Here is a 19,943-nt window from a genome sequence, read left to right as displayed (position 1 = left end):
CGCTGACCGTATGAGTGCTCGTTCGAAGGCCCGCAAGCGCGCCCTCGACATGCTGTACGTCGCCGAGGTGCGTGAGCTGCCGATCGCGGACGTGCTCGCCACCGAGACGGTCCGGCACCTGGACCAGCCGGAGCGTGCCTCCAGCTGGGACTACGCCCGCCAGATCGTCACGGGTGTCGACGACGCCCGTCACGAGATCGACTCCGTCATCGTCGACCACGCCCAGGGCTGGTCGATCGCCCGGATGCCGGTCCTCGACCGCTGCATCCTGCGGATGGCCGTGTGGGAGCTCCGGTTCAACCCGGAGGTGCCCGACGCCGTCGCGATCGCCGAGGCGGTCGAGCTCGCGCAGTCGCTGTCCACCGAGGACTCCGCCGGCTTCGTCAACGGCGTGCTCGGGGCCGTCGCCGGCGGTCGTGCACCGTCCGGTCGGACGGTCGCAGGAGACCAGGAGTCCCGGTAGGGTTGACCACGTCAGCATCCTTTAATGCCGTCCAGTGAGGCGGGGAAGGGGGTCGACGTGGGAACCAGAACGGTCCTGCAACAGCCCGACATCACGCGTGCCCTGACACGCATCGCGCACGAGATCCTCGAAGCCAACCACGGGGGCTCGGACCTCGTGCTCCTCGGCATCCCGACCCGCGGCGCCGTCCTGGCGGAACGCCTCGGCCGGATCCTGGCCGGCATCGAGCCGGAGTGGTCCTCGGCCGCCGGTGGCATCGGGACGGAGCGTGTCGGCACGCTCGACGTCACCATGCACCGCGACGACCTCGGCCACGGCATCGGCCGCGCGCCGCACCGGACGGTGATCCCCGCCGGCGGCATCGACGGCAAGGTCGTCGTGCTCGTCGACGACGTGCTGTACTCCGGTCGGACCGTCCGCGCCGCACTCGACGCGCTGCAGGGCATCGGCCGGCCGCGTGCCGTCCGGCTCGCCGTGCTCGTCGACCGCGGCCACCGCGAGCTGCCGATCCGCGCGGACCACGTGGGCAAGAACCTGCCGACCGCGTCCGACGAGCGGGTCACGCTGCACCTGGCCGAGACCGACGGCGACGACACCGTGTTCATCGAGCAGGGGGTGGCGTGATGCGGCACCTGCTCTCGACTGCCGACCTGTCCCGCGACCAGGCCGTCCACATCCTCGACGTGGCCGAGGAGATGGCCGAGGTCAACACGCGCGAGGTCCGGAAACTCCCGGCCCTGCGCGGCAAGACCGTGGTGAACCTGTTCTTCGAGGACTCCACGCGCACGCGCATCTCGTTCGAGGCCGCCGCGAAGCGCCTGTCCGCCGACGTCCTGAACTTCGCCGCGAAGGGCTCGAGCGTCTCCAAGGGCGAATCCCTGAAGGACACCGTACAGACCCTCGGCGCGATGGGCATCGACGGCATCGTCATGCGTCACGGTGCCTCGGGGGCGCCGCGGGTGCTCGCCGACGCCGACTGGATCGACGTGCCGGTGGTCAACGCCGGTGACGGCACCCACGAACACCCGACGCAGGCGCTGCTCGACGCCTTCACCATGCGCCGCCGCCTGCACGGCGCCGGCTCGCGCGGTCAGGGCCTCGACGGCGTGCGCGTCCTGATCATCGGCGACGTGCTGCACAGCCGGGTCGCCCGGTCGAACGCCTGGCTGCTCCGCACCCTCGGCGCGAGCGTGACCTTCGCCGCGCCGCCGACGCTGCTGCCCGCCACCCCGACGCCGTTCGGCGCCGCGGTGCACCACGACCTCGACACGGCCCTCGCCGAGGACCCGGACGTCGTCATGACGCTCCGCATCCAGCAGGAGCGGATGAACGACGCCTTCTTCCCGAACCCGCGCGAGTACACGCGGCACTGGGGCCTGACGGCGGCGCGCTTCGGGCGGCTGTCCGAGCGCACGCTGATCATGCACCCCGGCCCGATGAACCGTGGGCTCGAGATCGCCGGCGTCGCCGCCGACGACCCCCGTTCGACCGTCGTCGAGCAGGTCGAGAACGGCGTCTCGGTCCGGATGGCCGTCCTCTACCTCGCCCTGACGGGCAGTGCCGGAACCGGCACCGACGCGAAGGAGTCCGCCGCATGACCGCTCACCTGATCCGTGGCGCGCAGCTGGTCGACGGCTCGCGTGCCGACATCCGTCTGGAGGCCGGGCGCATCACCGCGGTCGGGTCCGGTCTCGACACGGCCGGCGCCACCACCGTGGACGCGGACGGCCTCATCGCCCTGCCCGGTCTCGTGGACCTCCACACGCACCTGCGCGAGCCCGGTCACGAGGAGTCCGAGACCGTCCTCACCGGCTCGCGTGCCGCGGCCGCCGGTGGCTTCACCGCCGTGAACGCCATGGCCAACTCGAGCCCCGTCGCCGACACTGCCGGGGTCGTCGAGCAGGTCCAGGCACTCGGTGACGACGCGGGCTACGTGACGGTCCGCCCGATCGGCGCCGTGTCGCAGGGGCTGCAGGGCACGCACCTGTCCGAGATCGGTGCGATGGCGACCTCGCGGGCGAAGGTCCGGGTGTTCTCGGACGACGGCTCCTGCGTGGCCGACCCGCTGCTCATGCGCCGCGCACTCGAGTACATCAAGGGCTTCGGCGGGGTGCTCGCGCAGCACGCCCAGGAGCCCCGGCTGACCATCGGCGCGCAGATGAACGAGGGCCGGCTGTCCTCGGAGCTCGGCCTCGCCGGGTGGCCCGCCGTCGCGGAAGAGGCGATCATCGCCCGCGACGTCCTGCTCGCCGACCACGTCGGAGCACATCTGCACGTCTGCCACGTCTCGACGGCCGGCAGCGTCGAGGTGATCCGGTGGGCGAAGTCCCGCGGCATCGACGTCACGGCCGAGGTCACCCCGCACCACCTGGTGCTCACCGAGGACCTCATCGCCGGCCACGACGGTGCGCCCGGATACGACGCCCGCTACAAGGTGAACCCGCCGCTCCGCGCCCGCGAGGACGTCGAGGCGCTCCGCGCGGCCCTGGCCGACGGCACCATCGACATCGTCGCGACCGACCACGCGCCGCACACCGCCGAGGCGAAGTGCTGCGAGTGGCCCGCCGCCGCCAACGGCATGGTCGGCCTCGAATCGGCACTGAGCGTGGTGCAGTCCGCCGTGGTCGACGACGGGCGGCTCGACTGGGCCGACGTCGCCCGGGTGCTGTCCGAGGCGCCGGCGCGGATCGGCCAGGTCGAGGGGCACGGGCAGCGCATCGCCGTGGGAGCACCCGCCGAGATCACGCTCTACGACCCGTCGGCCAGCCGCGAGTTCGCGGTCACCGACCTCGCCGGCCAGTCGCAGAACTCGCCGTACCTCGGCATGACCCTGCCGGGCCGGGTCGTCGCGACCTTCCACCAGGGGTACGCGACGGTGCTCGACGGCCGGGTCGTCGACGCGGACACGATCGCGGCGCACGCCGCGGCGCTCCGGACAGGGGCGCGCGCATGAGCGGCGACGCGCAGCGCTGGCTCCTCGGCGCGGTGATCCTGCTCGCGGTCGCCGCCCTGTTCGTCGCGATGGCGCGCACCTGGCGGACGCGGACCAGGAAGCAGGCGGAAGCCGTGCCTCCAGTCCGTGTGCCGGCCGACCTGGCACCGGCGGTCGGGTCGTGGGACGGGTTCACCGTCGCGACGACCCGCGCCGACCAGCCGTTGGAACGCATCACCGCAGGCGGCCTCGGGTTCCGCGGCCGCGGCGGGGTGACGGTCCACGCGACCGGCGTGGTGATGCGCCTCGCCGGTACCGACGACCGCTGGATCGCGCGTGACGCGGTCCGCGGCGCCGACCGCTCCACGTGGGCGATCGACCGAGTGGTCGAACCCGGGGGACTGGTCCGTCTGCGATGGACGGCGACCGGCGCCGCAGGTGCGACGGACCTGGACACCTACTTCCGGTTCCCGGAGGGCGACGCAGCCGCGCTGCACGCCCTGCAGGGACTGACCGAGACCGGGCCGCAGGGGACTGCGGCCGATGCTCCGCGAACCGCGGGCGAAGGGAAGAAAGCATGACACGCGAACGGGCCGTCCTGGTCCTCGAAGACGGCACCCGGTACGACGGCTGGGCCTACGGCGCCCGTGGGCGCACGCTCGGCGAGGTGGTCTTCGCGACCGGCATGACCGGCTACCAGGAGACGCTGACCGACCCCTCCTACGCCGGACAGATCGTGGTGCAGACCGCGCCGCACATCGGCAACACCGGGGTGAACGACGAGGACCCCGAGTCCCGTCGCATCTGGGTCGCCGGGTACGTGGTGCGCGACCCCAGCCGCGTGGTGTCGAACCACCGCGCGAACGCGACGCTCGACGACCACCTGGTGCGCGACGGCATCGTCGGCATCTCCGGCATCGACACCCGCGCACTCACCCGCCGCATCCGTGACGCCGGCGCCATGAAGGGCGGCGTCTTCAGCGGTGCGGACGCCGCACTGTCGGCCGAGTCGCAGCTGGACGCGGTCGTGTCGCAGGCGACGATGGCCGGCGCGAGCTTCTCGGCGGTCGTGTCCACCCCGGAGACCTACGTCGTCCCCGCCGTGGGCGAGCAGATCGGCACCCTGGCCGTGCTCGACCTCGGCGTGAAGGCCTCGACCACCCGGTACCTCGCCGCCCGCGGCTTCGAGGTGCACGTGGTGCCGCAGGACATCTCCGCCGCGGAGCTGGAAGCCCTCGCACCGGACGCCCTGTTCTACTCGAACGGCCCCGGCGACCCCGCCGCGTCGGATGCACAGGTGGAGCTGCTGCAGGACAGCCTGCGCACCGGCCGCCCGTTCTTCGGCATCTGCTTCGGCAACCAGCTGCTCGGCCGTGCGCTCGGCTTCGGCACCTACAAGCTGCCCTTCGGCCACCGCGGGATCAACCAGCCGGTGCTCGACACGACCACGGGCAAGGTCGAGATCACGAGCCAGAACCACGGCTTCGCGGTCGACGCGCCCCTCGGCGAGGTCCTCGAGTCCCCGGCCGGGTTCGGTCGGGTCGAGGTCTCGCACTACTCGCTGAACGACAACGTGGTCGAGGGCCTCCGCGCGCTCGACGTGCCGGCGTTCAGCGTGCAGTACCACCCCGAGGCCGCCGCCGGACCGCACGACAGCATGTACCTCTTCGACCGGTTCGCGGACATGGTGCGCGAGCGTCGCGACGGGGAGCCGCTCGACGCGGCCACCGCCGACGCCACGACCCCCGCAGCAGACATCACCAAGGAAGCGAACTGATGCCCAAGCGCGCAGACATCAACTCCGTCCTCGTCATCGGCTCCGGCCCGATCGTCATCGGTCAGGCCGCCGAGTTCGACTACTCCGGCACCCAGGCGTGCCGTGTCCTCCGGGCCGAGGGCGTCCGGGTCATCCTGGTCAACCCGAACCCGGCGACGATCATGACCGACCCCGACTTCGCCGACGCGACCTACATCGAGCCGATCACGAACGCGTCGCTCGAGGAGATCATCCGCATCGAGAAGCCGGACGCCGTCCTGCCGACCCTCGGCGGCCAGACGGCCCTGAACGCGGCCATCGCGCTCGACGAGGCCGGCATCCTCGACAAGCACGGCGTCGAGCTCATCGGCGCCAAGGTCGAGGCGATCCAGCGCGGCGAGGACCGCCAGCTCTTCAAGGAGCTCGTGCTCGAGTCCGGTGCCGACGTCGCCCGCAGCCACATCGCGCACACGTTGGAGGAAGCGAAGGAGTTCGCGAAGGACCTCGGGTACCCGCTGGTCGTCCGCCCGTCCTTCACCATGGGCGGCCTCGGCTCGGGCTTCGCCTACAACGAGGCCGAACTCGTCCGCTTCGTCGGCGACGGGCTGCAGTCCAGCCCGACGACCGAGGTCCTGCTCGAGGAGTCCATCCTCGGCTGGAAGGAGTACGAGCTCGAGCTGATGCGCGACAACTACGACAACACCGTCGTCATCTGCTCCATCGAGAACGTCGACCCGGTCGGCGTCCACACCGGTGACTCGATCACGGTCGCCCCCGCGCTGACCCTGACCGACCGCGAGTACCAGAACATGCGGAACATCGGCATCGACATCATCCGTCGCGTCGGCGTCGACACCGGTGGCTGCAACATCCAGTTCGCCGTCGACCCGTCGAACGGCCGCGTCATCGTCATCGAGATGAACCCCCGCGTGTCCCGCTCGTCCGCCCTCGCGTCGAAGGCCACGGGCTTCCCGATCGCCAAGATCGCCGCGAAGCTCGCCATCGGCTACCGGCTGGACGAGATCGAGAACGACATCACGAAGGTCACCCCGGCGAGCTTCGAGCCGACCCTCGACTACGTGGTCGTGAAGACCCCGCGGTTCGCGTTCGAGAAGTTCCCGGCCGCCGACGCCACCCTCACCACGACGATGAAGAGCGTCGGCGAGGCGATGGCCATCGGCCGGAACTACGCCACCGCGCTGCAGAAGTCGCTGCGCTCGCTCGAGAAGCGCGGGTCGAGCTTCCACTGGGACACCCCGGCGGCCGAGCTCGACAAGGACGCCCTGCTGGCGAAGTCGTCGATCCCGACCGACGGCCGCATCGTCACGGTCCAGCAGGCGCTGGTCGCGGGTGCCACCGCGGACGAGGTCTTCGAGGCCACCAAGATCGACCCCTGGTTCATCGACCAGATCGTGCTCATCAACGAGGTCGCGGACGAGGTCCGGGCCGCCGAGACCCTCGACGCGGACACGATGCGCTGGGCGAAGGAGCACGGCTTCAGCGACACCCAGATCGCGAGCCTCCGCAGCACGGACGCGGCACCGGTCTCCGAGCAGCAGGTCCGTGACGAGCGGCACGCCCAGGGCATCCGACCGGTCTTCAAGACCGTCGACACCTGCGCCGGTGAGTTCCCCGCCCTGACGCCGTACCACTACTCGTCGTACGACACCGAGACCGAGATCACGCCGAGCGACCGCAAGAAGGTCGTCATCCTCGGCTCCGGCCCGAACCGCATCGGACAGGGCGTCGAGTTCGACTACTCCTGCGTGCACGCGTCCTTCGCGCTGAGCGCCGCCGGGTTCGAGACGATCATGATCAACTGCAACCCCGAGACCGTGTCGACCGACTACGACACCTCGGACCGCCTGTACTTCGAGCCCCTGACCGCCGAGGACGTCCTCGAGGTCATCGAGGCCGAGGCGGCGTCCGGCGAACTCGTCGGCGTCGTCGTGCAGCTCGGTGGCCAGACCGCCCTCGGCCTGGCGAAGCCGCTCGAGGCCGCGGGCATCCCGATCCTCGGCACCAGCCCCACCGCGATCGACTCGGCCGAGGAGCGCGGGCAGTTCTCCGCCATCCTCGACGCCGCCGGCCTGCTCGCACCGCGGAACGGCACCGCCCACGACCTGGCCAGCGCGACCACGGTGGCGGAGGAGATCGGGTACCCCGTCCTCGTCCGCCCGTCGTTCGTGCTCGGCGGCCGCGGCATGGAGATCCTCTACGACTCCCCGTCGCTCGCGGACTACTTCGACCGGATGGCCGACCAGGCGATCATCGGCCCGGAGCTCCCGCTGCTGGTCGACCGGTTCCTGGACGACGCCGTGGAGATCGACGTCGACGCGCTCTTCGACGGCGAGCGGCTCTACATCGGCGGCATCATGGAGCACCTCGAAGAGGCCGGCATCCACTCCGGCGACTCGGCCTGCACCCTGCCCCCGGTCGGCCTCGGCCGCGCGGAGATCCAGGGCGTCGTCGACGCGACCGAGAAGATCGCTCGCGGCATCGGCGTGCAGGGCCTGCTCAACGTCCAGTTCGCCATCGGCGCCGGCGTGCTCTACGTCCTCGAGGCGAACCCGCGCGCCAGCCGCACGGTGCCCTTCGTCTCGAAGGCGCTCGGCATCCCGCTGGCCAAGGCCGCGTCCCGCATCATGACCGGCACCACGGTCGCCGAGCTCGTCGCCGAGGGCATGCTGCCCGAGCGTGACGGCGCGTTCGTCCCCGCCCAGTCGCCGGTCGCCGTCAAGGAGGCCGTGCTGCCCTTCCGTCGCTTCCGCACCCGCGAGGGCCAGGTCGTCGACTCGGTGCTCAGCCCCGAGATGCGCTCCACCGGCGAGGTCATGGGCATCGACCGCGACTTCCCGCGGGCGTTCCTCAAGTCGCAGGACGCCGCGTACGGCGGCCTGCCGACCAGCGGCACGGTCTTCGTGAGCGTCGCCGACACCGACAAGCGCGCGATCGTGCTGCCGGTGCACCGCCTGCAGCAGCTCGGCTTCACGATCATCGCGACCGAGGGCACGGCCGAGATCCTCCGCCGCAACGGCATCGAGGTCGGGATCGTCGGCAAGTACAGCCAGGGCGGCGAGAGCGTCGTCGACCTGCTCGCCCGGGGCGAGGTCGACATCGTGATCAACACGCCGTCGGGTGCCGCCGGTCGTGCGGACGGGTACGAGATCCGTGCGGCCACGGTCGCGGCGGACAAGCCGCTGTTCACGACGATCGCGCAGATCGGGGCGGCCGTCGCGGCGATCGAGACGATCGGTTCGCCGCTCAACGTCCGCAGCCTGCAGGACTACGCGCTCGAGCGCGCGACCTGGTGACGGCTGCCAGCGTGGCAACGACCCGGTCGGGAGGCCCGGCCTCCTTCGGCGACCGCCTCGCGTCCGCCATGGGGGAGCGTTCACCGCTCTGCGTCGGGATCGACCCCCACGCCGCCACCCTGGCGGCGTGGGGGCTCGCCCGCGACGAGCAGGGCCTGACGGCGTTCGGCGCGACCCTGGTCGACGCGGCCGCCGGCCGCGCGGCGATCGTGAAGCCGCAGGTCGCCTTCTTCGAGGCGGCGGGGGTGGCGGGCTACCGTGCGCTCGACGCGACGATCCGCCGGGCACGCGATGCGGGCCTCCTGGTCGTCGCCGACGTGAAGCGGGGCGACATCGGGACCACCGGTGACGACTACGCGCTGGCGTGGCTGGACCGCGACGGGCCGTTCGCGGCCGACGCGATGACGGTGTCGCCGTACCTCGGGTACGGCTCGCTCCGGGGCACGATCGACGTCGCGCGCCGGAACGGTGCCGGGGTCTTCGTGCTCGCGGCGACGAGCAACCCCGAGGCCCGTGTGCTGCAGACCGCGGTGCTCGCGGAAGGACCGCGTACCGGCCGGACGGTCGCGGCCGGTATCGTCTTGGACGTGGCAGACGACAACCGGTCCGTGGGCGATCAGGCCCTCGGCGACGTCGGGCTCGTGCTCGGCGCGACCCTTCACCTCGACGACTTCGGCATCGACGCGGACGCGATCGGCACCGCGCCGGTCCTCGCCCCGGGCTTCGGTGCCCAGGGTGCCCGCGTCGAGGACCTCCGTGCGCTGTACGGCGCCCGTGCCGAGCAGGTGCTCGTGACCGAGTCGCGCGGCCTGCTGACCGACGGTCCGGACGGCGTCGCGGCGCTCGTCACCGACCGCGCCGACCGCATCCGCACCGCACTGGCGGCGGCAGCGTGACCGACGAGCACGAGGGCCTGCCCGCCCACCGGACCCCGCCAGAGGTGGACCGCGTCGCTGCGGCGAAGGCCGCGGTCGCCGCGCGACGCGCCCGGGCCGCGGTGAAGGCCGCGATCGCGTCGGGGGAGCGCTCGGCACTCGACGTCGCCCGTGCCGCGTGGGACGACTCGCTGGTCGAGACGACCTCGGCGGAACGCTCGCTGCGGGTCCGTGACCTGCTCGTCAGCCTGCCGGGGATCGGCCCCGCACGAGCCGAGGCGATCATGGGGACCCTGCGGATCGCCCCCTCGAAGCGCCTCGGTGGCCTGGGGACCCGGCAGCGGACCGCCCTGGCGGACTGGCTCGCCGCCCGCGGTCGCAAGCGTGGTGTCTCGAAGCTCGTCGTGCTCGCCGGACCCACCGCGGTCGGCAAGGGCACGGTCAGCGCGCACATCCGACAGCACTACCCGGACGTCAACCTCAGCGTCTCCGCCACCACCCGGAAGCCGCGCCCCGGCGAGGTCGACGGCGTGCACTACTACTTCGTGGACGACGACGAGTTCGACCGCATGATCCGCGACCGCGAGCTGCTCGAGTGGGCGACCGTCCACAACTCGTACCGGTACGGCACCCCGCGCCCGCCGATCGACCGCGCGCTCGACGCCGGCGAGAAGGTCATGCTCGAGATCGACCTGCAGGGCGCCCGGCAGGTCCGCGACGCCATGCCCGAGGCGGTGCTCGTGTTCCTGTTGCCCCCGACGTGGGAGGAACTGGTGCGCCGGCTGATCGGCCGCGGGACCGAATCCGCGGAGGAACAGGCGCGTCGTCTCGAGACCGCGAAGGTCGAGCTGGCCGCGCAGGACGAGTTCGACGTGCGGATCGTGAACTCCGATGTCGGCACCGCGGCACGTGAGGTCGTAGACTTGTTCTCTGCGCCCTGACGGGTGCACTGACTTCGAGGAGACACCATGGCCAACCCCCAGGGCATCATCGACCCGCCCATCGACGACCTGCTCAGCAAGGTCGAGTCGAAGTACGCGCTCGTCATCTTCGCGTCGAAGCGCGCCCGCCAGATCAACGACTACTACGCCGACCTGCACGAGGGCTCGCTCTTCGACAACGTCGGACCGCTCGTCGACTCGACGATCGACGACAAGCCGCTGTCCGTCGCGCTCCACGAGATCAACGAGGACAAGCTCACCGTCACCAAGCAGCAGCAGCCCACCGACTGATCCCGGTGACTGCAGCTGCTCTCCGCCTCTTCACGTCCGAGTCGGTGACCGAGGGGCACCCCGACAAGATCTGCGACCAGATCTCGGACAGCATCCTCGACGCACTGCTGACGGTCGACCCGAACGCGCGCGTCGCCGTCGAGACGATGGTGACCACCGGGCTCGTGCACGTCGCCGGCGAGGTCACGACCTCCGGCTACGTCGAGATCCCCAAGCTCGTCCGTGACGTCATCACCGGCATCGGCTACAACTCGTCGGACGTCTCGTTCGACGGTGCCACCTGCGGTGTCGAGGTCTCGATCGGCGCGCAGTCGCCCGACATCGCGCAGGGTGTGGACGAGTCGCTCGACTCCCGCACCGGTGCGGTCGACCCGCTCGACCGTCAGGGCGCCGGCGACCAGGGCATCATGTTCGGCTTCGCGACGAACGAGACCCCCGAGTACATGCCGGTCGCGATCTGGCTGGCGCACCGTCTGGCCGAGCGCCTGGCCGCGGTCCGCAAGTCGGGCGAGCTGTCGTTCCTGCGCCCGGACGGCAAGACCCAGGTCACCATCGGGTACGACGGCGTCGTGCCGAAGACCGTCGAGACCGTCGTGCTCTCCACGCAGCACTCGCCGAGCGTCACGCTCGACGAGCTCACCGCGGCGATCACCGAGCACGTGATCCGTCCGGTCCTCGACCTGGTCGACCTCGACTCGTCGCACGTCGACGTCATCGTGAACCCGACCGGTCGTTTCGAGATCGGTGGTCCCCAGGGCGACGCCGGGCTCACCGGCCGCAAGGTGATCGTCGACACCTACGGCGGGGCCTCCCGTCACGGTGGCGGCGCGTTCAGCGGCAAGGACCCGTCGAAGGTCGACCGTTCGGCGGCGTACGCGCTGCGCTGGGTCGCCAAGAACGCGGTCGCCGCGGGGCTGGCCGACCGGCTCGAGGTGCAGGTCGCGTACGCGATCGGCCGTGCGAAGCCCGTCGGGCTGTACGTCGAGACCTTCGGCACCGGACACGTCGACGACGCCACGATCGAGGCCGCCATCCGCCAGGTCTTCGACCTGCGTCCGGCCGCGATCATCCGCGACCTCGACCTGCTCCGACCGATCTACGCGCAGACCGCGACCTACGGCCACTTCGGCCGCGAGCTCCCGGGGTTCACGTGGGAGCAGCTCGACCGTGTCGAGGAACTCCGCGCCGCCGCAGGACTCGTCGCCGCGACCGTCTGAAGCACCGCGTGACCACCGTCGCGCGCGTCGTCCTCGACTCGCCGCTCCCGCAGTTGGACCGTTTGTTCGACTACCGGGTGCCGGCCGAGCTCGAGGACGACTGCGTCGCGGGGGTCCGCGTCAAGGTGCCGCTGCGCACCGGGGCCCGGATGTCCGACGGCTACGTGGTCGAGGTCGTCACCGAGGGTGAGTACCCGGGGGAGCTCAGCCAGATCGAGGCCGTGCTGTCCCCGGTGCCCGTGCTCGCGCCGGAGATCTGGACCCTCGCGCGTGCCGTCGCCGACCGGGCCGCGGGTGTCGCGTCCGACGTCCTGCGCCTCGCCGTGCCACCGCGGCAGGTGCGCGCCGAGAAGGCCTGGCTCGCCCGGGACACCGCGTGGTCGCCGCCGCCGGTGACCGCCCCGCCCGTCACCGGCTACGCCGACGGCGTCCTGGAGGCCGTGGTGACGGAGCACGGACGCGCCGCGGTCGCCGCCGTGCCCCAGCCCGTGGCGGTGGGTGACGCGGACGCACCGGTCTGGGTCCCGGGATGGGCCGCGACACTCGCCCAGGCCGCCGCACACACGGTGGCGGCCGAGCAGTCCGCGGTGATCGCCGTGCCGGACTTCCGCGACGTCATCGACCTCGAGCGCGCCCTGCTCGCCGTGCTGCCGCCGGAACGGGTGGTGCGGTTCGACGCCAAGCAGACGAACGGGCAGCGCGCGAAGGGCCTGCTGCAGGCCCGCACGCACCCGGTGGTCGCGATCGGCAACCGTACGGCGATGTACGCGCCGGCGACGGAGCTCGGCCTGATCGCGATGTGGGACGACGGCGACGCCTCGTTCATCGAGCAGCGGGCGCCCTACGTGCACACGCGTGACGTGGCCCTGGTGCGGGCCGCCCAGTCCGGGGCCGCGCTGCTGTTCGTCTCACACGCGCGCAGCACCGACGTGCAACGGCTGGTGGAGCTGCACTGGCTGCAGGACGTCGTGCCCTACCGCGTGAAGACGCCGAAGGTCATCCCCACCGTGCAGCAGACCGGGGCCGAGGGGTTTGCCGCACAGGCCCGCATCCCGAGCTCCGCCTGGCGTGCCGCGCGCGAGGCCAGCCAGCACGGTGCCGTCCTGGTGCAGGTCGCGAGCCCGGGCTTCGGTACGGGGCTGGTCTGCGCCGAGTGCGGCGAACGCGCGCACTGCCGGGTCTGCGGCGGGCCGCTCGGAAGCCCGCACCGCGGCGCCACGCCCCAGTGCCGGTTCTGCGGCGCCCTGGCCGTCGGGTTCCGCTGCCCGACGTGCGGCAACGGCACCGTGAAGCCGGTCGGCCAGGGGGCACAGCGCACCGCGGAGGAGCTCGGGCGGGCGTTCCCCGGCACCCGGATCATCGTCGCGGACGGCTCCCGCCCGCTCGACGAGGTTCCCGCCAAGCCATCGGTCGTCGTCGCCACCCGTGGGGCCGAGCCGTCGGTGCCGGGCGGGTACGCCTGCGTGCTGCTGCTCGACGGCGAGAAGATGCTCGCCCGCGAAGGGCTGCGGGTGCAGGAGGACGTGCTGCGCTTCTGGACGAACGCCGCCGCGAAGTCGGCCCCCGGTGCCGAGGTGTACCTGGTCGGGATCGGTGGGCGGCTGGCGTCGGCGATGGCCCTGTGGCGGCTCGACGGTCCCGCGCACGACGAGCTCACCGACCGCCGCGAACTCCACTTCCCGCCGGCGGTGCGGGTGGCGACGATGACCGGTACCGACGAGGCCGTCACCGCTGCGGTCGAGGCCGTCGGCGACGCTGTCGTCGGTCCGGTGCTCGGCCCGGTCCCGGTCGAGGACGACACGTTGCCGGGCACGGTCCGGGCCATCGTGCGGTTCCCGTACGCGCACGGGGCCGAGGTCGCCGCGACGCTCAAGGCCGAGGTCATCCGGCGCTCGTCGACCCGGCGGGTGCTCAAGGGCGGCAACCGACGACGGGCCGCTCCGACGCTGCGGGTGCGGTTGGACGACGCGGAGCCGTTCTCCGAGGTCTGACGCCGCCGGTCCCGGGTGGGCCCGGGCGCTCCACGACGGAGAACGACACCGCCGACGTCGTGCGACGTCGGCGGTGTCGTTCGGGGTCTGCCGCCGTGCGGCGACCGGCTGGTGCTGGCCGGTCAGGCGTCGGCGGGCCGACGACGCTCGCGCGGCAGCACGACGCCGAGGGCGACCATGCCGATGGCGAGCACGAGGTGCAGCCAGTTGTCGGCGTTGTTCAGCGGGACGAAGTTCGCTCCCGAGCTGTGGCCGGCGGTGAACAGGCCGTAGATCCACAGCACGAAGTAGACGATCCCGCCGATCACCAGGTACATCCGCGAGCCGGAGGCGCGGTTGGCGGCGAGCAGTCCGACGACGCCGAACAGCAGGTGCACGATGTTGTGCAGCACGGACACCTGGAAGATGCCGAGCAGCATGCCCATCGACTCGTGTCCGGCCCCGGCCAGGTCGCCGGTCGTGATGCCGGGGACGAACCCGGCGATCCCGACGAGCAGGAACACGATGCCGACCACGAGGGCGGCCTTCTGGACGGACGAACCGGCGTAGCGGTTGGTGGCGGTGGTGACGTCGCTCATGGTGTCTCCTGATCTCAGCGCGGTTGCGCGGGGTTGGTGGGCACGCCGTGGGACGGCGGGTTGATCGTCGGACCGGCGGTGGCCGGCGTGACGTCCGCGGGTGCCGAGGCCCCCGCAGACGTCTCGGGGAGGTGCTCCGGCACGGAACCGGTCGGCTCCGCGCCGCCGTCCAGGGCCTCGATCCGGTGACGGATCCGCTCCAGCACCGGCAACCGTGCGCCGTGGGCGTGCTCGTGGTCGAGCAGCACCTGGAGCTGCTCGCGGTCGAGGGCCGTCAGGTGCTCCGTCAGGTTGCCGAGCGGGACGTGGTCGAAGTCCGGGATGGGCAGGTCTCGGTCGGTCATGGTGCTCCTTCCGTCGATGCAGCCAGAACCTACGCAGCCCACGCTCTGCTGGTGCACAGGCAGTGCCGAGCACCGCGTGCTCCGGACAGGCGGTCGGGGTCGGGTGGGCCCGTCGGCGTGGGAGGATCGAACCCATGCGTCTCGTCGTCGCCGGCAGCCCCGCTGCGGCCGTCCCCACCCTCCGCCGTTTGGCGGCGTCCGACCACGAGATCGTCGCGGTGCTCACGCGGCCGGCCACCCCGCAGGGCCGGAAGCGTGTCCTCACCCCGACCCCGGTGGCCGTCGTCGCCGCGGAGCTCGGACTGCCGGTCATCGAGGCCTCGCGTGTCGACGACGCCGTCACCGCCCGGATCGCGGACCTCGACGTCGACCTCGGCGTGATCGTCGCCTACGGCGCACTGCTCCGCCGCCCGGCCCTCGACGCCCCGCGGCACGGGTGGATCAACCTGCACTTCTCCGACCTGCCGGCGTACCGCGGTGCGGCTCCCGTGCAGCGTGCGGTGATGGCTGGCGACACCCGGACCGCCGCCACGGTCTTCCAGCTGGTCGAGTCGCTCGACGCCGGCCCGGTCTACGCCGCCCTGCCCTTCGAGATCGACCCCGAAGCGACCTCGGGTGAGGTCCTCGCGGCGATGGCCGAGGTCGGCGCCGACGTGGTGGCGGACGTCGTGGACGCCATCGCCGCCGGCACCGCCGTCGCGACCGAGCAGTCCGGCGAGCCCACGCTCGCCCCGAAGCTCACGATCGACGACGGCCGCACCGACTTCGCCGCGCCCGCCGCCTCCGTGCACGCGCGGCTGCGCGGGGTCACGCCCGAGCCCGGCGCGTACGCCCACCTGGGCGAGACCCGCGTGAAGCTGCTCCGCAGCACGATCGAGCCTGGAGGCACGCAGGACCCCGCCCCGTCGCTCGCGCCCGGTGCGCTCGCACTCCACGGCGGTCGGCTGCTGGTCGGGACCGCCGACACCCCGCTGGTGCTGCTCGAGGTGCAGCCGGCTGGCAAGAAGGCGATGGACGCCGCCGCCTGGGCCCGTGGCCTCGGCGAACTGGACGGGAAGGTCCTCGCATGAGCCCCCAGACGAAGCCCCAGGGTGCCCGCCGCGGCCCGCGTCCGGCGAGTGCCCGCCGCGTGGCGTTCGACGTGCTCCGCGCCGTGCAGGTCGACGACGCCTACGCGAACCTGCTGCTGCCGACGCGCATCCGCCGCGCCGGGCTCACCGCCCGCGACGCCGGGTTCGCGACCGAGCTCACCTACGGGTCGATCCGGATGCTCGGCCGCTACGACGTGATCATCGCGCTGGCATCCGGTCGCCGGGCCGAGAACATCGAGGCGGACGTCCTCGACGTGATGCGTCTCGGTGCGCACCAGCTGCTCGCCATGCGCACGCCGACGCACGCCGCCGTCGACGCCACGGTCGAGCTCGCCCGCGAGGTCGGTGCCCGCCGCGCCACCGGGTTCGTGAACGCCGTGATGCGCAAGATCGCCGCCCGCACCGACCAGGAGTGGGACGCCCTGATCACCGAGGGCCGTGCCGGGGACGCCCTGCTCGCCACCCGTTGGTCGCACCCGGTCTGGGTCGTCTCGGCGCTCCGCGACGCCCTGGCCGCCGAACGTTCCCGCGACGAGCTCGCCGCCCTGCTCGCCGCCGACAACGCCGCACCCCGGGTGCAGCTCGCGGCCCTGCCCGGCCTCGCCACCGACGAGGACATCGCCACCGCGACCGCCCGCACCGCTCCGGACGACGACACCGATGCCGCGTTCGCCGACGCGACCGGTGCGGACGACGTGCCCGCGGCCCTGGTGCCCGCCGACGACGAACCGGAGGCCGACGGCGCGACCGGCACCGTGCCTCCCGTCCGGGCCGGCGAGCCCGTCGTGCAGGCGGACGCCGCGCCGGTGTCGCCCGTCGGCATCCGCGGCATCAGCGGCGACCCGGCGCGCGTGCCGGGCGTCGCCGCCGGACGCCTGCGCGTGCAGGACGAGGGGTCGCAGCTCGCCGCGCTGGCACTGAGCCGTTCGTCGGACGTGCGTGCGGGGGAGCGGTGGCTCGACATGTGCGCCGGGCCCGGCGGCAAGGCCGCGCTGCTCGCCGCCGAGGCGCAGCAGGGCGGGGCGACCCTGGTCGCCAACGAGCTCGTGCCGGCCCGCGCCGGACTCGTGCGGAACGCCCTCGGCGTGTTCGGTGACCACGTGCGGGTCGTCGAGGGCGACGCCCGTCGGTACGGACGCGACGGCACCGGGATGACCTTCGACCGCATCCTGCTCGACGCCCCGTGCACCGGGCTCGGCGCGCTGCGTCGCCGGCCGGAGGCGCGCTGGCGGAAGCTCCCCGAGGACGTCGAGGAGCTCGCTGCCCTGCAGACCGAACTGCTCGACGCCGCCGTCCGGGTGCTCGCACCGGGCGGGACCCTGGCGTACGTGACCTGCTCGCCGCACCTGGCCGAGACCCGCGGGCAGGTCGACGCGCTGATGGGGCGGCACGGGGACCGCCTCGAGCAGCTCGACACCGCCACGATCGTCCGGGGTGTCGCCGCCCGCGACCCCGAGATCGCGGACGGCGCCACGGCGCAGCTGTGGCCGCACCGCATCGGGACGGACGCGATGTTCATCGCGCTGTTCCACCGCGTCGACTGAGGAGGTTGCCCCACTGGAACGCTTCTGATATGTTGGTTCCACAAGACCGGTTCCGCCTGCGAAAGCAGGTCCAGGGCCGGTCTTCTTCGTGAGCTTGCAACTAGAGTCAGTTGCGTCGGTTAGGCTGCGGCTGGTTGGGCGCCGCCTGCATGTTCACGAAGGTTCAGTTGATTGCGAAGGAATGGGTTTCGGTGGCGGAGCGCAAAATCCCGACGTTAGCATTGCACTTCACGCATGTGGACAATCTCGAGACGATTGCCGGCGCGGAGTTGCTGCCAGACACCTCGGCCCAATCAACCGGGGCTCTCCGGGTGGAGGTTGGTAACACATCAATCAAGGAGCGTCGACGTGCGCAGATTGTTCCATTAGACCCAGGGGGTTCGGTAGCGGATTATGTTCCATTCTACTTCGGCCCTCGCAGTCCGATGATGTACGCGATTGCCTCCGGGAATGTGCCTAGTTACACAAGTGGAACGGCGGAGCTGGTTTACATTGTGACCACTCTTGAGCAGCTGTACTTCTGCGGATGTAAGCCGATTTTGACCGACAGGAATGCGGCTCTTGCTTACGCAGAGTATCGTGAATACCGTCCAGACGATCTCATTGGCGATGGGTTCATTGACTGGGCTTTAATGAGCGCGAAGTATTGGACAGATTTCCCTGACGGCAGGGAACGGCGAATGGCCGAGTGCTTGGTGGCTTCCCATGTTCCGTGGGCAGCGGTCCAGGGTCTTGCGGTTCAAAATGAACGTATTGAGAAGCGAGTGGTGGATATACTCGCACGGGTTGGTAGCGATGTGCCGGTCAAAATCCGCCCGACTTGGTATTTTTAGGAGCAGCGATGATAAGCCTGGCTCAAGGTAACCTGCTTCACGCTTCGGCGGAGGCATTAGTGAACACCGTCAATACAGAGGGTGTCATGGGTAAAGGGATAGCGCTACAATTCAAGCAAGCCTACCCTGAGATGTTCAAGGCGTATCAGAAGGAAGCGAAGTCGGGGCATTTGAGCCTCGGGAGCATGCACGTTTGGGAGTCCGGCATGCTTGAAGGTCCGCGATACGTAATCAATTTTCCAACCAAGGGTCATTGGCGTTCCAGGTCAAAGCTGTCCGATGTGAGAGCGGGACTTATTGACCTTGTTCGGGTGATTCGCGAGCTGAACATAAAGTCAATTGCGGTACCGCCACTGGGCTGCGGTAACGGAGGACTAGATTGGCGCGACGTGGAACCAATCATCCGTCAGGCCCTCGAAGGCCTGACGGACGTGGAGGTTTTGCTTTACCCGCCGGCGGGTGCGCCCGAACCTAAAGCGATGCCGAGAGCCGGGGCCAGCCCCCGTATGACCTCTGGGCGGGCGGCACTCGTTGGCGTCATCCAGAAGTACATGGACCAGTCTTTGAATGCTCCATCACTCATTGAAGCGCAGAAGCTGATGTATTTCCTCCAGGTTGATGGTGAACCATTGCGCCTAAAGTTTGAAGCGAACCGTTACGGCCCATACGCTGATAATCTGCGCCACGTTCTTGCCCAAGTCGAGGGATATTTCCTGACAGGGTTTGGGGATGGTTCGGCTCGCGTGTTAGAGGGGGTCCCGCTCCGACCTTTGGAGGAGGGTATCTCGAAGGCTAAATCTAGCCTTGCGGATCATCCGGACACGGTAGAGCGTATGCATGACGTTCTGCGCTTGGTCGATGGCTTCGAGTCGGCCTATGGGCTCGAGCTGCTCGCGACGGTTCACTGGCTTGCCAGTCAGAAGCCGGCCGAGGACGACGCAGAAATCGCGCGCCGCGTAGCCGATTGGTCCCCACGCAAGTCGAGAATGTTCACTGCAGAACATGTGCAGTTGGCTTTGAATACATTGCGCGAGGAGAACTGGCTAACAAAAAGCCTCGCGTAGGGCTGTGAGTGAACGTGTCACGCGACTGCCGGTAGGCTTGCCCGGTGACGATCCGCATCTCGCCGAGCATCCTGTCCGCCGACTTCGCGAACCTCGAGCGCGAACTCCAGCGCATCGAGACCGCCGACCTGGTGCACGTCGACGTGATGGACAACCACTTCGTCCCGAACCTGACGCTCGGGCTGCCGATCGTGCAGCGCCTGCAGCAGGTGTCGCCGGTGCCGCTCGACGTGCACCTGATGATCACCGACGCCGACCGCAACGCGCCGAAGTACGCCGAGACGGGTGCGTCGAGCGTCACGTTCCACTTCGAGGCAGCCGACGACCCGGTGGCGACCGCCGCGGCGATCCGGTCGAACGGTGCCCGCGCCGCCGTCGCCGTGAAGCCCGGCACCCCGATCACGCAGGTGCTGCACCACCTCGACGCCTACGACATGATCCTGCTGATGACCGTCGAGCCCGGGTTCGGCGGCCAGTCCTTCATGCCGTCCGTGATGCCGAAGCTCGCCGACGCCCGCGCCGCCGTCGACGCCTCCGGGCTCGACGTGTGGCTCGAGGTGGACGGCGGGATCGCCGTGGACACCGTGCCCGAGGCCGTGCGGAGCGGTGCCGACACGCTGGTCGCGGGCTCCGCGGTGTACGGCGGTGAACCCGCTGCGCGCATCGCCGACCTGCGCGAGGCCGCCGCTCGGGCGCGCTCGTGACCGGG

19 protein-coding genes are annotated in these 19,943 nt (G+C 70.8%); 17 read left to right on the top strand and 2 right to left on the bottom strand.

The genetic code is table 11. The features are described 5' to 3' along the window. Positions 1 to 10: 10 nt before the first annotated feature. From nusB to DEJ01_RS07690, 12 genes are read left to right on the top strand one after another with little or no spacing between them, the layout of a single operon-like run. Entirely contained in the window at positions 11 to 463 is a 453-nt protein-coding gene (gene nusB / locus DEJ01_RS07745) for a transcription antitermination factor NusB (RefSeq protein ID WP_027465744.1), read from the top strand. A gap of 24 nt (positions 464 to 487) precedes the next feature. Next, entirely contained in the window at positions 488 to 1,087 is a 600-nt protein-coding gene (pyrR, locus tag DEJ01_RS07740) for a bifunctional pyr operon transcriptional regulator/uracil phosphoribosyltransferase PyrR (protein WP_017887177.1), read from the top strand. After that, complete coding sequence (locus tag DEJ01_RS07735) at positions 1,087 to 2,061, top strand: aspartate carbamoyltransferase catalytic subunit (protein WP_110864574.1); 975 nt, start codon at positions 1,087 to 1,089, stop codon at positions 2,059 to 2,061. Before pyrR ends, DEJ01_RS07735 begins: the two co-directional genes overlap by 1 nt. Next, on the top strand, positions 2,058 to 3,416 hold the full coding sequence (locus DEJ01_RS07730; protein ID WP_111092652.1) for a dihydroorotase: 1,359 nt from the start codon (positions 2,058 to 2,060) through the stop codon (positions 3,414 to 3,416). Before DEJ01_RS07735 ends, DEJ01_RS07730 begins: the two co-directional genes overlap by 4 nt. Further along, complete coding sequence (locus tag DEJ01_RS07725; protein ID WP_111092651.1) at positions 3,413 to 3,976, top strand: hypothetical protein; 564 nt, start codon at positions 3,413 to 3,415, stop codon at positions 3,974 to 3,976. Before DEJ01_RS07730 ends, DEJ01_RS07725 begins: the two co-directional genes overlap by 4 nt. Further along, positions 3,973 to 5,172, top strand: a complete 1,200-nt coding sequence (gene carA, locus DEJ01_RS07720) for a glutamine-hydrolyzing carbamoyl-phosphate synthase small subunit (protein WP_071403717.1) — start codon at positions 3,973 to 3,975, stop codon at positions 5,170 to 5,172. The genes DEJ01_RS07725 and carA overlap by 4 nt, the downstream gene beginning before the upstream one ends. Continuing rightward, positions 5,172 to 8,465 carry a carbamoyl-phosphate synthase large subunit gene (gene carB, locus DEJ01_RS07715; protein ID WP_111092650.1) on the top strand — a complete coding sequence of 1,098 codons (3,294 nt, stop codon included), beginning with the start codon at positions 5,172 to 5,174 and terminating at the stop codon, positions 8,463 to 8,465. The genes carA and carB overlap by 1 nt, the downstream gene beginning before the upstream one ends. An 11-nt stretch (positions 8,466 to 8,476) precedes the next feature. Beyond that, a complete protein-coding gene (gene pyrF, locus DEJ01_RS07710; RefSeq protein WP_258375663.1) occupies positions 8,477 to 9,361 on the top strand; it encodes an orotidine-5'-phosphate decarboxylase in 885 nt (294 codons plus the stop codon). Beyond that, a complete protein-coding gene (gene gmk / locus DEJ01_RS07705) occupies positions 9,358 to 10,281 on the top strand; it encodes a guanylate kinase (protein ID WP_258372412.1) in 924 nt (307 codons plus the stop codon). Before pyrF ends, gmk begins: the two co-directional genes overlap by 4 nt. A gap of 27 nt (positions 10,282 to 10,308) precedes the next feature. Continuing rightward, on the top strand, positions 10,309 to 10,572 hold the full coding sequence (gene rpoZ, locus DEJ01_RS07700; RefSeq protein WP_017887186.1) for a DNA-directed RNA polymerase subunit omega: 264 nt from the start codon (positions 10,309 to 10,311) through the stop codon (positions 10,570 to 10,572). Between the two features lie 5 nt (positions 10,573 to 10,577). Further along, positions 10,578 to 11,789: a methionine adenosyltransferase gene (gene metK / locus DEJ01_RS07695; RefSeq protein ID WP_110858970.1), complete on the top strand. Its 1,212-nt coding sequence runs from the start codon at positions 10,578 to 10,580 to the stop codon at positions 11,787 to 11,789. An 8-nt stretch (positions 11,790 to 11,797) separates the two neighbouring features. Next, the gene (locus DEJ01_RS07690) at positions 11,798 to 13,780 is read left to right on the top strand and encodes a primosomal protein N' (RefSeq protein ID WP_111092648.1); all 1,983 of its coding nucleotides are present in this window, start codon (positions 11,798 to 11,800) and stop codon (positions 13,778 to 13,780) included. Positions 13,781 to 13,902: 122 nt separating this feature from the next. Here DEJ01_RS07690 and DEJ01_RS07685 read toward each other — a convergent pair whose 3' ends face one another. Together DEJ01_RS07685 and DEJ01_RS07680 are read right to left on the bottom strand one after the other, a co-directional pair. Further along, positions 13,903 to 14,358, bottom strand: a complete 456-nt coding sequence (locus DEJ01_RS07685; RefSeq protein WP_111092647.1) for a DUF4383 domain-containing protein — start codon at positions 14,356 to 14,358, stop codon at positions 13,903 to 13,905. Positions 14,359 to 14,372: 14 nt separating this feature from the next. Beyond that, on the bottom strand, positions 14,373 to 14,702 hold the full coding sequence (locus DEJ01_RS07680; RefSeq protein WP_111029259.1) for a hypothetical protein: 330 nt from the start codon (positions 14,700 to 14,702) through the stop codon (positions 14,373 to 14,375). Positions 14,703 to 14,836: 134 nt separating this feature from the next. On the opposite strand from DEJ01_RS07680, the gene fmt reads away from it, so the two are divergent. From fmt to rpe, 5 genes are all read left to right on the top strand, one after another. Further along, on the top strand, positions 14,837 to 15,772 hold the full coding sequence (gene fmt, locus DEJ01_RS07675) for a methionyl-tRNA formyltransferase (RefSeq protein WP_071244762.1): 936 nt from the start codon (positions 14,837 to 14,839) through the stop codon (positions 15,770 to 15,772). After that, entirely contained in the window at positions 15,769 to 17,337 is a 1,569-nt protein-coding gene (locus DEJ01_RS07670; protein ID WP_258375662.1) for an RsmB/NOP family class I SAM-dependent RNA methyltransferase, read from the top strand. The genes fmt and DEJ01_RS07670 overlap by 4 nt, the downstream gene beginning before the upstream one ends. Positions 17,338 to 17,486: 149 nt before the next feature. Then, positions 17,487 to 18,170 (top strand): DUF4433 domain-containing protein, encoded by a 684-nt coding sequence (locus DEJ01_RS07665; protein ID WP_111092646.1) that lies wholly within the window; start codon positions 17,487 to 17,489, stop codon positions 18,168 to 18,170. A 59-nt stretch (positions 18,171 to 18,229) separates the two neighbouring features. Next, a complete protein-coding gene (locus tag DEJ01_RS07660) occupies positions 18,230 to 19,234 on the top strand; it encodes a macro domain-containing protein (protein ID WP_220038671.1) in 1,005 nt (334 codons plus the stop codon). Between the two features lie 44 nt (positions 19,235 to 19,278). Beyond that, the gene (rpe, locus tag DEJ01_RS07655) at positions 19,279 to 19,938 is read left to right on the top strand and encodes a ribulose-phosphate 3-epimerase (RefSeq protein ID WP_110864565.1); all 660 of its coding nucleotides are present in this window, start codon (positions 19,279 to 19,281) and stop codon (positions 19,936 to 19,938) included. Positions 19,939 to 19,943: the final 5 nt, after the last annotated feature.

It is taken from the genome of Curtobacterium sp. MCLR17_040 (genome assembly GCF_003234735.1).
In the GTDB taxonomy this organism is placed as follows: Bacteria; Actinomycetota; Actinomycetes; order Actinomycetales; family Microbacteriaceae; genus Curtobacterium; species Curtobacterium flaccumfaciens.
Note: the sequence above shows the minus strand (reverse complement) of the source record. Positions and strands in the feature narration are given on the sequence as shown.